This window comes from Anaeromicrobium sp. (assembly GCF_025210435.1).
In the GTDB taxonomy this organism is placed as follows: domain Bacteria; phylum Bacillota; class Clostridia; order Peptostreptococcales; family Thermotaleaceae; genus Anaeromicrobium.
Map to the genome: position 1 here is coordinate 41,110 of NZ_JAOART010000100.1, position 12,878 is coordinate 53,987.

The 12,878-nt window shown below is 29.2% G+C and carries 14 protein-coding genes; 12 read left to right on the plus strand and 2 right to left on the minus strand.

Annotated features, from left to right (window positions below):
- Positions 1-54: 54 nt before the first annotated feature.
- The 6 genes from mltG (at position 55) to N4A57_RS12390 (ending at position 5,797) form a co-directional block, all read left to right on the plus strand.
- Complete coding sequence (mltG, locus tag N4A57_RS12365; protein WP_293658302.1) at positions 55-1,059, plus strand: endolytic transglycosylase MltG; 1,005 nt, start codon at positions 55-57, stop codon at positions 1,057-1,059.
- Between the two features lie 60 nt (positions 1,060-1,119).
- Positions 1,120-1,761, plus strand: a complete 642-nt coding sequence (locus tag N4A57_RS12370; RefSeq protein WP_293658303.1) for an O-methyltransferase — start codon at positions 1,120-1,122, stop codon at positions 1,759-1,761.
- Positions 1,762-1,772: 11 nt separating this feature from the next.
- Complete coding sequence (locus N4A57_RS12375; RefSeq protein WP_293658304.1) at positions 1,773-3,005, plus strand: peptidase U32 family protein; 1,233 nt, start codon at positions 1,773-1,775, stop codon at positions 3,003-3,005.
- Between the two features lies 1 nt (position 3,006).
- Positions 3,007-3,657: a uridine kinase gene (gene udk, locus N4A57_RS12380; protein WP_293658305.1), complete on the plus strand. Its 651-nt coding sequence runs from the start codon at positions 3,007-3,009 to the stop codon at positions 3,655-3,657.
- Between the two features lie 66 nt (positions 3,658-3,723).
- Positions 3,724-5,370 carry a peptidoglycan D,D-transpeptidase FtsI family protein gene (locus N4A57_RS12385; protein WP_293658306.1) on the plus strand — a complete coding sequence of 549 codons (1,647 nt, stop codon included), beginning with the start codon at positions 3,724-3,726 and terminating at the stop codon, positions 5,368-5,370.
- Positions 5,371-5,440: 70 nt separating this feature from the next.
- Positions 5,441-5,797 (plus strand): sigma-70 family RNA polymerase sigma factor, encoded by a 357-nt coding sequence (locus tag N4A57_RS12390; RefSeq protein WP_293658307.1) that lies wholly within the window; start codon positions 5,441-5,443, stop codon positions 5,795-5,797.
- Between the two features lie 56 nt (positions 5,798-5,853).
- Here the strand turns inward: N4A57_RS12390 and N4A57_RS12395 are convergent, their stop codons facing one another.
- A complete protein-coding gene (locus tag N4A57_RS12395) occupies positions 5,854-7,488 on the minus strand; it encodes a recombinase family protein (RefSeq protein WP_293658308.1) in 1,635 nt (544 codons plus the stop codon).
- A gap of 124 nt (positions 7,489-7,612) precedes the next feature.
- Between N4A57_RS12395 and N4A57_RS12400 the strand changes: the two genes are divergently transcribed.
- The 4 genes from N4A57_RS12400 to N4A57_RS12420 all read left to right on the plus strand — a co-directional run bounded on the left by N4A57_RS12400 (position 7,613) and on the right by N4A57_RS12420 (position 9,839).
- Positions 7,613-7,798: a hypothetical protein gene (locus N4A57_RS12400; protein ID WP_293658309.1), complete on the plus strand. Its 186-nt coding sequence runs from the start codon at positions 7,613-7,615 to the stop codon at positions 7,796-7,798.
- 92 nt (positions 7,799-7,890) lie between these two features.
- Positions 7,891-8,022 (plus strand): hypothetical protein, encoded by a 132-nt coding sequence (locus N4A57_RS12405; RefSeq protein ID WP_293658310.1) that lies wholly within the window; start codon positions 7,891-7,893, stop codon positions 8,020-8,022.
- Between the two features lie 88 nt (positions 8,023-8,110).
- Positions 8,111-8,323: a transcriptional regulator gene (locus N4A57_RS12410; RefSeq protein ID WP_293658311.1), complete on the plus strand. Its 213-nt coding sequence runs from the start codon at positions 8,111-8,113 to the stop codon at positions 8,321-8,323.
- A gap of 181 nt (positions 8,324-8,504) precedes the next feature.
- Positions 8,505-9,839, plus strand: coding sequence for an MATE family efflux transporter (locus tag N4A57_RS12420; RefSeq protein ID WP_330671515.1), 1,335 nt, complete (start codon positions 8,505-8,507; stop codon positions 9,837-9,839).
- A 6-nt stretch (positions 9,840-9,845) separates the two neighbouring features.
- Here N4A57_RS12420 and N4A57_RS12425 read toward each other — a convergent pair whose 3' ends face one another.
- On the minus strand, positions 9,846-11,366 hold the full coding sequence (locus N4A57_RS12425; RefSeq protein WP_293658312.1) for a recombinase family protein: 1,521 nt from the start codon (positions 11,364-11,366) through the stop codon (positions 9,846-9,848).
- A gap of 128 nt (positions 11,367-11,494) precedes the next feature.
- Between N4A57_RS12425 and N4A57_RS12430 the strand changes: the two genes are divergently transcribed.
- Together N4A57_RS12430 and N4A57_RS12435 are read left to right on the plus strand one after the other, a co-directional pair.
- Positions 11,495-11,626, plus strand: a complete 132-nt coding sequence (locus N4A57_RS12430; RefSeq protein ID WP_293658313.1) for a hypothetical protein — start codon at positions 11,495-11,497, stop codon at positions 11,624-11,626.
- A gap of 56 nt (positions 11,627-11,682) precedes the next feature.
- Positions 11,683-12,591, plus strand: coding sequence for a cache domain-containing protein (locus tag N4A57_RS12435; protein ID WP_293658314.1), 909 nt, complete (start codon positions 11,683-11,685; stop codon positions 12,589-12,591).
- Positions 12,592-12,878 lie beyond the last annotated feature (287 nt).

Genomic DNA, 12,878 nt, shown 5'->3' on the forward strand with positions numbered 1-12,878 from the left:
TGTAGATAAATGTATAATAGATTAGATAGGATTTGAGTCGTTGGAGGCGTTAGAATGAAAAACAAAAAAGGAATTTTTATTTTAGGCATAGTGATATGTGTTATATTTACCTTAACTATATACTACAAAATTCAAATAGGTCCAGTAAATCCTAATGACAATAGTAAGATATTAGTCAGTATTCCTAAAGGTGTATCAACAGGGCAGATTGGGAACATACTAAAAGATGAAGAATTAATTAAGAATACTACTGCTTTTAGAGTATTAAATAAATTATCACATACTAATGGCAAATTAAAAGCAGGGAAATATATATTGTCTAAAAATATGAATGTAAAAGAAATTATTGGGGAAATGGTACAAGGAAATGTAGTAAAAAATACTGTGAAATTTACAATACCAGAAGGATTTGAATTAAGGCAAATTGCAGATAGACTTGTAAGTATGAATTTAATAGATAAAGAAAAATTTTATAAATTGGTTAATGAGGGGAATTTTGAGTACGAATTTCTAAAGGATATTCCAAAGGGTGAGAATAGACTTGAAGGTTTTTTATTTCCAGATACCTATGAAGTATATGAGGGTGCTAGTGAATATGAAATTATTACAAAGATGCTTGAAAGATTTGATGATGTTTTCTATGAAGAGTATAAAAATAAAAGTATAGACAGAAATATGACAATTAGAGAACTAATTACAATAGGCTCTGTCATAGAAAGGGAAGCTAAATACGATGAGGAGAGACCCTTAGTTGCAAGTGTGTTTTATAATAGGATAGATAAAAATATGAAATTACAATCTTGTGCTACAGTACAATATATTTTAAAAGAAAGAAAACCTAAATTATCAATAAAGGATACTCAAATAGATTCTAAATATAACACATATCTTTATGCTGGGTTACCACAGGGACCTATAGCTTCACCAGGAAGGGTATCCATTAGAGCTGCTTTAAATCCTGCTGATACGGAATATTTATATTTTGTGGTTGGAAAAAATGGACAACATTATTTTAACAAAACCTATAAGGGTCATTTAAAGGATAAAAATAGAAGCTAACATAAAAACTAATACGTTGACGTATTAGTTTTTATAAAGTGCAAGGAGGATTAATACATTTTGAGTAATATAGTTAACGAAGTAGTAGAAGAATACATAAGAAATAATATAAAAAGATATGATGGTCTTTTGAAGGAAATGGAAATCTATGCTGAAGAAAACCATGTGCCCATTGTACAACCGGAAGTAGCTAAGTTGTTAGAAGTACTTGTGAAAATTCATAAGCCTAAAAGGATATTAGAAGTTGGAACGGCAATTGGATATTCTTCAATAGTATTATGCAAGGATGATGATGATAGGCAAATAGTTACAATAGAAAGGCGAGCAGATCGAGTAAGTGAGGCTACTAATTATATAGATAAGGCTGGATTAAAAGAGAGAATAAAAATCATAGAAGGTAGTGCAGAGGAAGTTTTAGAACATGTGGATGGACAATTTGACATGATTTTTTTAGATGCGGCAAAGGGACAGTACATGAATTTTTTGGAATTGAGCATAGACAAATTAAAATCTGGAGGAGTTCTAATTTCTGATAATGTACTATACAAGGGAATGATAGCCACTGATGAATATGTAGTGAGAAGAAAAAAAACTATAGTAAAAAGAATGAGAACTTATATTGATTATATCAACAAAAAGGATGAATTAACCACATGTGTAATACCAATTGGTGATGGTGTTGCCATAAGTTATAAAGGCTAGGAGGAAAATTTATGAAAAAAGTAGAATTGTTAGCTCCAGCAGGTGATTTAGAGAGATTAAAAATGGCAATTGTATATGGAGCAGATGCCGTTTATATAGGAGGACAGATATTTGGCCTAAGAGCTAGTGCGAAGAACTTTTCACTAGAAGATATGAAGGCTGGAATTGAATTTGCCCATGAAAGGGGTAAAAAAGTATATGTTACCTTAAATATTATTCCCCATAATGACGATCTTAATGAACTCCCTGACTATTTAAGCAAGTTAGAAGAAATAGGCGTAGATGCAGTAATATTATCAGATCCAGGTACTTTAATGTACGTAAAAGAGTATATTCCTAATATGGAGGTTCACTTAAGTACTCAAGCTAATAATACTAACTATATGAGTGCTAACTTCTGGCATAAACAAGGAATAAAGAGGGTAGTTTTAGCCAGAGAATTATCATTAAAGGAAATGAAAGAGATTAGGGAAAAGACAGATGATGATTTAGAGTTTGAGGCCTTTATCCATGGTGCCATGTGTATCTCTTATTCTGGAAGATGCTTACTTAGCAATTATATGACAAATAGGGATGCTAATAAGGGAGACTGCGCTCAATCATGTAGATGGAATTATTATTTAGTAGAAGAGAAAAGGCCAGGAGAATATTACAAGGTTGAAGAGAATGAAAAGGGAACATACTTCTTCAACTCTAAGGACCTGTGTATGATAGAGCATTTAGATAAAGTAATAGAATCAGGTATATACAGTCTTAAAATTGAAGGAAGAATGAAAAGTGCCTATTATGTGGCTAACATAGTTTCTGTATATAGGAAGGCTATAGATACATATTATAGAGATAAAGAAAATTTCAAGTTTAATCCAAAGTGGCTAGATGAAATCAAAAAAGCTAGTCATAGAGATTTTTCAACAGGTTTTTATTTTCAGAGGCCAACCCATACAGAGCAGCATTATGGAAGTAGTTCCTATGTGCGTGATTATGACTTCATCGGAGTTGTTCTAGATTATGATAGTGAAACTAAACTTGCAACTGTAGAACAACGAAATAGAATTTTCAGAGGAGAAGAAGTAGAGATAATGGGTCCTAGCATAGAAAATTTCAACCAAACTATTGAAGTAATGTTAAATGACAAGAATGAGGCAATCCAAGTGGCACCTCATGCAAAACAGATTATAAAGATTAAGATGGATACACCTGTGGAAAAATATTATATATTTAGAAGACCTAGAAAGGATGATTAAATTGAGTAGACCCATAGTAATAGGAATTACAGGAGGAACAGGATCAGGAAAAAGTACAGTTGCAAAGGCTGTATTTGAAAGTCTTCCTCAAACAAACATATCAATAATAGAACAAGATTCATACTATAAGGATCAAACTCATATATCTATGGAGGAAAGAGTTAAGACTAATTATGATCATCCTCTGGCTTTTGATACGGATTTATTAAATAAGCATTTAGTAGATTTACTTAACAATAAGCCTATAGAAAAGCCCATATATAATTTTTCTAAGCATACTAGAGAAACTAAAACTGTTACAGTGTATCCTAAAGATATTATTATTTTAGAAGGAATTATGATTTTAGAAGATGAAAAATTAAGAGAACTTATGGATATTAAAATATTTGTAGATACAGATGCAGATGTGAGAATCGTTAGAAGGATAACAAGAGATATAAATGAAAGGGGAAGAACATTAGAATCAGTGATTAGTCAATATTTGTCCACTGTAAGACCAGCCCATCTTCAATTTATAGAACCTAGCAAAAGATATGCTGATATTATTATTCCAGAGGGTGGATATAATAAGGTAGCTATAGATATTATGGTATCAAAAGTAAAATCTATAATTTATGAGAAACAACATGGTGAAGAATATAAAATAAAATAAAGTATAGTATAGCCCCTCCTTTATATGGATAAAATTAAAATGTGTCATATGAAGGAGGGATTTTATATGGGTAGAAGAGAAAATAAAAAAAAGAGAGAATATAATAGGGTTAAAATAGTTGCCACAGTATTTAGTTTTATGATGATGGGACTAATGGTAAGATTATTTTATATACAAGTTATAGTAGGTAAAACCTATGAATCCTTAGCTAATAGTCAAAGAGTCAAGGAAATACCAATAGGCATTAAAAGAGGTACTATATATGATACTAATATGAATCCCTTAACTAATAGGGTAAGAAGTCAACATATGATTATATATCCAGAAATTTTTTTGCCTGACAAAGAAAATCTTAGTAAAATTGAGGAAATTACTGGTATTAACATAAAAAACAAATTAACCTTAAAGAGAATATTAGATTTAAAAATTAAGGATTATAATACGGATATAATTAAAATATTAGAAAGGGAGAAGGGTTTATTTATTGTAGCTTACGAAGAGAGGTATGAAGAAAATCAAAGGGCAGCACATTTAATCGGGTATATAAATATGGCAGATAATAAGGGTCAATATGGATTAGAGAGAAAATATAATAATATCTTAACAGAGGGCCAAGAAAAGAAAATGGAAGTAGTTGTAGATGCACAAAAGAGAAGAATATTAGGTATTGAAAAATCAAAAGAACTGAAGGATAAAGGTGGAAAAGATATTATAACTACTATAGATGGAAAAATCCAAGGAATAGTAGAAGAAAAGCTGGATGATAAATTTAACAAAGGTAGTGTAGTTGTCTTAGATACTAAAACAGGAAATGTATTAGCTATGGCCAGTAGACCTAATTTTAATCCATTAGACATAGCTTCATATTTGTGTAAAAAAGATAAAGAGTTTTATAATAGGGCTATACAGGTTTCTTATCCACCTGGGTCCATATTCAAGATTGTGGTAACAGCAGCAGCCCTAGAGGCTAGGGTAGATATGGATAAATCTTATTTTTGTGATGGATATGAAGAAATAGATGAGATAGTAATTAAGTGTCATAGCTATAAGTCTGGAGGCCATGGACATATCCATATGAAAGAGGCTTTTAGTAAATCTTGTAATTCATATTTTATAAAGTTAGGACAAGAAATAGGTGGAGAAAATATATTGAATATGGCAAGAAAATTAGGATTTGGAAAAAAAACTGAAATTGAATTAGATGAAGAGAGCCAAGGAATTCTTCCTAATATTGATTATATTAAGGGATCTGGCATAGGTAATATATCAATAGGTCAAGGGCCAATTGAAAGTACTTTAATACAAGTTGCAAAGATGACTAATATAGTAGCAAATGATGGTATTGATAGGGGGGTACACCTGTTAAAAGAAATTGTTGATCAAAATAATAGGCAAATTATAGAAAAATATCCTAGCAATGTAGTAATAGATAAATCCATAGCAGTAAAGTTAAAGAAAATGATGAAAGAGGTCGTTGTAAATGGCACAGCAAAAAATATATATGACAAAAATATAAGTATTGCAGGAAAAACTGGTTCTGCTCAATCCACTGTAAATGGCAAAGATGTGGTACATGCCTGGTTTACAGGGTTTTATCCTTATAATAACCCCAAATATGTCGTGAGTATATGTATAGAGGATGGTGGATCAGGAGGTCAAGTGGCAGCGCCCTTATTCAAAGATATAGTAGATGAAATAGAAAAAATACATTAAAGACATGCACAAAATCTTATTTTTCTACATATAATTTAAAAGTGATGGGTTTTAGGAGGTGTGCATAGGAATGTTGAGTTTATTTACTACTGTATCTATTGTTATGATTAAACCACTGTATATGCTTGTTTCATATGTATCAAGTAATAATTCTTTTCCTACTCCACTTACATCAGAAGAAGAAAATGAATATTTACAAAAATACGAAGAAGGAGATGAAGAGGCAAAAAATGTTTTAGTGGAAAGGAACTTAAGGTTAGTTGCACACATTGTGAAAAAATACCACAATACGGGACGAGAAATGGATGATCTTATTTCTATTGGTACTATTGGTTTGATAAAAGCTATAACTTCTTTTGATAGGAATAAGGGTACTAGATTGGCTACTTATGCTGCTAGATGTATAGAAAATGCTATACTTATTTAATGGAAACATTAAGAAGAAATATAAAAAAGGATTGGAGATTTTATTTCCAATCCTTTTTACATGAACCTTTTTTTTTTAGTAGAGCCTACAAAAACTACTTCTACCGTATTTCCGTCCCAAATTACTTTTTCTATTAAACTATTGATCAAGTCAGTTTTTTCCACATTACTCAATAAATCTATTAATTTATGAAAATTTCCTAGGGTATTTACTAAATGGCCAATATTAAATTTACTCGATTGCGTATTTAATTTGTTGTATAAGATTTTATACTTACATTCTAATTCATTCAGGTCTTCCTCCAAAGTTTTTATTTCTTTAAAAATATATTTTTTAATGGATTCTTCTTCAGTGTAGGATATGGATTGGACTAATTGTTGTATTTGGAACTTCTTTTTTTCTATAATTTTTTTTAATAGATTTAAATTAGAATTCTTTTTTGTCCTAGTAAAGGTAAAGTCACTTTTGCCCACTGCATCCATGAAGATTGGATTTTCTCGGAAATTATTTTTTATATTTTCTAATAAAGCTTTATCAAGTTCGTTACCTTGAATGTTTTTTATAGAACAATTGGACTTTTTACTTTTGATCTTATTTTCACATATATAATAAAATGTTTTAAATCCATTTTTATTAGTTCTTCCAATCTTTGGTCTCATACGTGAACCACAGGTTTTGCAATATAAAATCCCAGACAAAAGGGCCTGTGAAGATTTTCTACGTCTGAAGGATTTAAAAGTATTTTTAGAGAGTATATTTTGTACAGTGATCCATTTTTGACTAGGAATAATTCCATCATGGGAACCTACCGTTATTACCCATTGGGACGGGTCTCTCAATTTAGGTCCATAATTTTTCTTTTGAATAGTTTTATTATAGGCCATAATACCGTGTTTGTTATTAAAGAGATTTCTAGATCCATAGACAGAATATTTATTTGTAATAAAATAAGCATAAATATTTGAGTCGGCCACAGCATAAACAGGATTAGATAATATATTTCGCAAAGTTATGGGAGAAAAATTAATATTATTTTTACTTTTTATATTTTTGTCTATACAATATATTTCTAATTGGGTTAGAGACTTTAAATCTAAAAATTTATTAAAGATTAATCTTACAGTATAAATTTCCTTTGGAATAGATTCTAGAATATGAATTTTTCTTGTTTTATCTTTTTCATCTCTTATTGTTACACATGTAGATTTAAATCCTGTTGGACATATTCCCCCTAACCAATGACCATCTTTGGCAAGTTGAAGCATATTATCTCTTATACGTTCACCTATAGTTTCCCGTTCTAGTTGGGCGAAAACACTGGCTATATACATCATTGCACGTCCCATTGGTGTAGAGGTATCAAAATTTTCTTTAATGGATATGAAGGATATATTATAATTACTTAACTCTTCAATGAGAAATGAAAAGTCAGCTACATTTCTACTGATTCGATCTAGTCTATAGCATATTATCATATTAAATGATTTTAATTTAGCATCCAATAGCATTTTTTGAAATTCAGGCCTATCCATGGAACCACCTGAAAAACCTTCATCCTCATATATTATAAAATCCCTATTAGATAGATGGAAAGTGTTAATAGCATATTCTTTACATAGTTGTATTTGATTCTCTACAGAATCGCCTATACCTGTAAATTTAGACTTCCTTGAATATATGGCACACTTCATAATATCACCTTTAATTATAAGTATTAAGTAATATATGGATTTATTATTATTTTAGATAATTAGTCCAAGTCATATTGAATAAATTTAAAATAGAGGGAAGATTTTTTTAGAAGGAGGATGGGAAATGATTGTAAAAATCCATATACCAAGGGATCATGAAGGAATAGATATATTAAAGACATGTATTACTACTACTCACAAAAGGATAATTAGAAATTATATAGATGAATTGGAAATTAGTGAAGATAAAAAGGAAATGATATGTGAAAAATTGAGAGAAAATAAGAAAGGGGAAAAATATTCATATTAAAAAAAGTATAATTACTATTATAAAACTCGCATATAAGATATAAGTCATACATACAATGATATTAACTATCTATTAATTAGGGAAGGTGAATTATGATGGACAAGTATATTGTGGAAATTACTAATGGAGTAATAGAAATGAGCCTAAATACAGATATGGTTGCTTCTGAATTAATAATTCAAGGAAAAGAGATAATGGAAGATGTGATAGATGATAGAAATTAGAATATGATTAAAGCATATTTTTCTTTACTTATTAGTTTTTTCAAAGTAATATATTTTATATAGTACTTTGGAAAAAGGGAGGAAAAATATGTTTTTTTATTTTAGAAACAAAAATAAAAAAATAAGTTATCTTAGAAAAAATATGTCATACACTGTAAAGGAGTTGGCATTAAAATTAAAGGTCGATGATTGTATAGTATTTAGGATAGATAACTTAAAATTAAAAGAAGTGGATAAGAAATTAAGAGAAAGATTAATTCCTATTTTTAGGGGTGATATGTACGATAACATACCATGGTAATTTTATAAAGTAGCATTAAGTTTAGTATTCCTAATGAAATATTAATGACAATAAGGTCTGGTAAGAAAACTAAAAGTGAGGTATCACTACAAGACCCTATAGGAATTGATAAAGAGGGCAACGAATTATCATTAACTATTTATCAAAATTAAAGGGGTGATTATTTATTAATAAAAAAACTATAAGAGATGTTTTGAACCTAGCACTACCAGCTGTAGGAGAAATGATCTTATACATGTTAATATGGATATGTGATACTATGATGATCGGAAAATATGGAGGCAAACTTACCGTAACAGCAGTTGGGCTCAGTGCTCAAATAATATATACTTTTATAGGTATATTTGTTGGCAATGGAATAAGTGTTGGGGTTACATCCCTAGTAGCTAGAAATGTGGGGGCCAAGAATTATAAAAGAGCTGAGGAATATGCATCTGTAAGTTTGCATATAACCTTATTTTTAAGTATTGTAGTGTCCATATTATTTTTTGTTTTTGCGAAGGAAATCCTCCTAATAGCTGGAGCAACTGGAGAAGTTGTAATCTTAGGGACAAGCTATATAAAAATATGTTCTGTACAAATATTTTTTTATATGATGAGAAATAATTTAAATGGAGTTTTAAGAGGTCAGGGAGATACGAAGACACCCTTGTATTCATCTATTATAATAAATGTGATAAATATAGGATTAGACTGGATTTTAATTTTTGGAAGATTTGGTTTCAAAGAAATGGGAGTAGAGGGTGCAGCTGTGGCCACTTCAGTAGCCAGTGTCATTGGCTTTGTATTTACATTACTACATATTAGAAATAAAGAATACATAAAACCGGAAATTAATTCAATATTAAAGATGAATTTAAAGAGAGGTAAAGAGTTGATGAAACTATCAATTCCTGCCAGCTTACAAGAGGCAAGTTTTAGTATTGCTAGATTAATAAATACTTTTATGATAATGATTTTAGGGAATGTGGCATTTTCGGCTAATGAAATTACAGTAAGCATAGAATCACTATCTTTCATGCCAGGGTGGGGATTTGCTGTAGCCTCTACTACTTTAGTAGGACAAAAAATAGGTGAAAATAGATATGATAAAGCAAGAGAATACGCCAATACATCTATTATACTAAGTGCAGGGGTAATGGGAGTATGTTCCTGTATATTCATTTTATTTCCAAGTAATCTTATACAGATGTTTATTAAAAGCTCAGAAACAGAAGTCATAAGATTAGGAACCATATGTTTAATGATTGCTTCAATAGAACAGATTCCAATGGCCATATCAATGACTACTGAAGGAATTCTAAAGGGAATAGGTGATACGAAGAATCCATTTATAGTGGCATTAATTACCAATTGGTTAATAAGATTGCCTTTAATGTATTATTTTATAGCTATAAAGAAAAGTTCAATAACTTATGTTTGGTGGATAACATCTATTCAATGGATACTTCAAGGGGGGATTATTTATATGATATATAAGTATAAATTTGACAAGATGCTAAAAAAATCTAAGTAGACATATCTAGCATCTTATCTTAGGATAGATTTTTAAAGTCACATTTTTTTTATTAGGTTTGTAATAAGTGACCCTATACAAAAGGCTTTTAATAAATCTATTTTGTGATTCTATACTATTGGATAAAAAATAGTGGTCTATTAAATCTCTGTTGATAGATAAGTTGGTTTTTAGAGTATCCTTTAGTTTAATATATTCTTCTAGATGCATTTTACTTTTTGAAATTACATCCTTAATATGGAATTCTTTATTTTCTAAGAAGACCATTCTTTCTTCATATAATTGTTTATTATATATGTTTTTCTCAAAATAATCGTAAACTTTATTTTTCTGTAAATGGAGCTCTCTTAATAGGCGTTTATTAATATTAATTGAGTTAGTGTAAAGGGAAATAGATGAATTTAGATCATCTAATAAATCCTTTTCCATATGAATGTTTATATGATAATTTGAAAAGTATTTTTTTAAATTATCAATTAGAGATTTTTCAACTAATTTAAATTTGCTACTTTTATTACCACATTTATTAGTACAGATTAGTTGAGATTCTCTATCCTTATATGGTCTTAGTACCATTTTTTTATTACATACTTCACAAAATATTATACCTGCTAAGGGATTTTTCAAATGCCTTTTCCCGGGAACAGGTGAGTTTCTTCTGTTAACTAATATGGATTGAGCCTTTTTATATATTTCCTCTGTTATTATGGCATCATGCTTTCCATCAACAATCATCCAACTAGTTTTATCTTGAGAAACAACGTGCTTATTTCCAAGGGAATCTTTGTAAGTTCGAGTTTTCTTCCAAGTTATTTTACCTGTATATATGGGATTTTTCAGTATATTTAATACGGAATAGTTATTCCAAGGCTTATTAGTGTTAGTTATATGACCTAGATCGTTCAGTCGTTGAGCTATTTTACTAGAACCTATAGATTCTGTAGTATACCAGTGAAATATTTTTTCTACAATTAAGGCTTCATTAGTTTTAGGAATTAAAAATCTATTCTCATCCTTTTCTTTTATAAAATAACCAAAGGGAGGATTTGGAGAAATATAATTACCCTCTAAAATAGATCGAATTCTACCTCGTTGCAATCTCCTAGTAATTAATTTTAACTCTTTTCTGGCCATGAAGGCTTCAAATTCACTATATTCTTCATCAAATTCATTATTTAAATCATAGATTTTTCTTGGAGTAATTATTTTAGTATGGGATTTTTTAAATGTATCTAATATTAGACCTTGTTCTCTCATATTTCCTCTTCCTAAGCGATCGATGTCCATGCATAGTACTCCATAGTATATTTTCCTTTCTACTTCCTTTAAAAGATATAACATTTCAGTTCTACTTACTAAACTATCCCCAGATACGATTTCTCTTTTTATGGATGTTACCATGTAATTCCCTTTATCAGCTAAATCAAGCAAAGTACTTTCATGTTTTCTTAAGGTTTCATTAGAAAGATTTTGTTCTAAATTTTCATCTGCTCTTGATTTTCTTAAATAGATACATACTTTTTTCAATATAATCACCCATTTGAGTTTTGTTATTAGAGTATATTTAATAGAAAGTGAATTTATTATTAACTATGAAAAATTTATTATTAAAATGAGTGTCTATGCATATTAAGTAATAAGGGGATGATACGTATATGAGCGAAAAGGTGAATATAATAATAGTTAAGCCTGTACTAAAAGATGATGAAATGGAGGAAATTGAAGGAGAAATTAAGAAAAGTATTATATCTATTTTAAAAAAAGAGATAATTAATAAAAATAAATAATTAAATTTATTAGCACATAGATGATATAAATAATATTATATAGCAGGGGTGGCAAAATGCCAGAGAAAATAAAGAAAAAGTTAATTTATGGGCTAGTAGTGGTGTTTGTTGCTGTGACTGCATTTGGTACAAGCTTTTTCTATAAGAGTATTAGTGAAGAACAAATACTAGATACTACTACTAAAACATTATATACAATTGGTAAGGATCAAGAAAATAGAATTTTAGAATTCTATGATAATGTTTTATATAATTTAAATTTAATTGCACAGGGCTATTCTATATCAGGAATGAAATGTGACGATGTAAATAGAATTATAGAATATATTAATTTCAAAAACAGAGATATTTTTATGGATATATTTGTTATAGATAAGGAGTTTAATTTAATATATGGAAATAATTATGGACAAGAAAACTTTCATAATAATGAATGTATAAAGCATGCCTTAGGTGGAGATCTAATTTTTGGAGAAATATTAAAAATAAAAAATAGCATATATACGGATGTGGCAATTCCAGTATATAGAGATGAAGAAGTAATTGGTACTATATATGCTAAGGTAGATTTAACATATCTGAATGATATAATGGCAAATTCTAAACTAATAGGAGAAGATGCAGAGAGTTTTATGTTAGATAGTGAAGGAATATTTGTTACTGAATCCAGGTTTATTCCTAATGCTGTAGGGAAACAGAGTGCAAATATTGGAAAGATAAAATCATCAATAGATTATTCTAATAAGTTACCTTATAAAAATTATAGGGATGAGGAAGTTTATGGTATATATTTTACTATTCCTTACAACAAATTGACTTTAGTATTAGAGTACAATAATTTAAATATGAATGAGAAGAATAAGGAACAAATAGAAAAGATTGGTGAATTGGCTGCCTTAGCAGAAGTGCTGGTTTTGGCAATTAGTAAGGTAGTTTACGAAAAGTTATATAAAAATGAAGAATAATAGAAAATAGTTTTGGTGCAAGGTGGTTCTAAAAAATAGAACCACCTTAATTTAATTCTTTTGAGTTATAGGTACATTATCTTTAAAAGTAATGCTAAAAATACAAAAGAAAAGATAGAAAGTTTGAAGTTTTTTTGTTTCATCTTTTTCCGTTACCAAAAATCTATAAAAATCTACAAATTAAAGATTTTGTTTCTTTCCTACTTCATAATGTCCCATTTTGCCGAAGCTACTTTGGTTTGCTATAACACTCCATAGGCTTTGCTACTTTTCAGTAGTGGGTTGTA

Excerpts from the sequence above, each read along its gene's own strand:
- mltG (WP_293658302.1), top strand. The coding sequence starts at position 55 with ATGAAAAACAAAAAAGGAATTTTTATTTTAGGCATAGTGATATGTGTT.
- N4A57_RS12375 (WP_293658304.1), top strand. The coding sequence starts at position 1,773 with ATGAAAAAAGTAGAATTGTTAGCTCCAGCAGGTGATTTAGAGAGATTA.
- N4A57_RS12385 (WP_293658306.1), top strand. The coding sequence starts at position 3,724 with ATGGGTAGAAGAGAAAATAAAAAAAAGAGAGAATATAATAGGGTTAAA.
- N4A57_RS12390 (WP_293658307.1), top strand. The coding sequence starts at position 5,441 with ATGTTGAGTTTATTTACTACTGTATCTATTGTTATGATTAAACCACTG.
- N4A57_RS12395 (WP_293658308.1), bottom strand. The coding sequence starts at position 7,488 with ATGAAGTGTGCCATATATTCAAGGAAGTCTAAATTTACAGGTATAGGC.
- N4A57_RS12400 (WP_293658309.1), top strand. The coding sequence starts at position 7,613 with ATGATTGTAAAAATCCATATACCAAGGGATCATGAAGGAATAGATATA.
- N4A57_RS12405 (WP_293658310.1), top strand. The coding sequence starts at position 7,891 with ATGATGGACAAGTATATTGTGGAAATTACTAATGGAGTAATAGAAATG.
- N4A57_RS12410 (WP_293658311.1), top strand. The coding sequence starts at position 8,111 with ATGTTTTTTTATTTTAGAAACAAAAATAAAAAAATAAGTTATCTTAGA.
- N4A57_RS12430 (WP_293658313.1), top strand. The coding sequence starts at position 11,495 with ATGAGCGAAAAGGTGAATATAATAATAGTTAAGCCTGTACTAAAAGAT.
- N4A57_RS12435 (WP_293658314.1), top strand. The coding sequence starts at position 11,683 with ATGCCAGAGAAAATAAAGAAAAAGTTAATTTATGGGCTAGTAGTGGTG.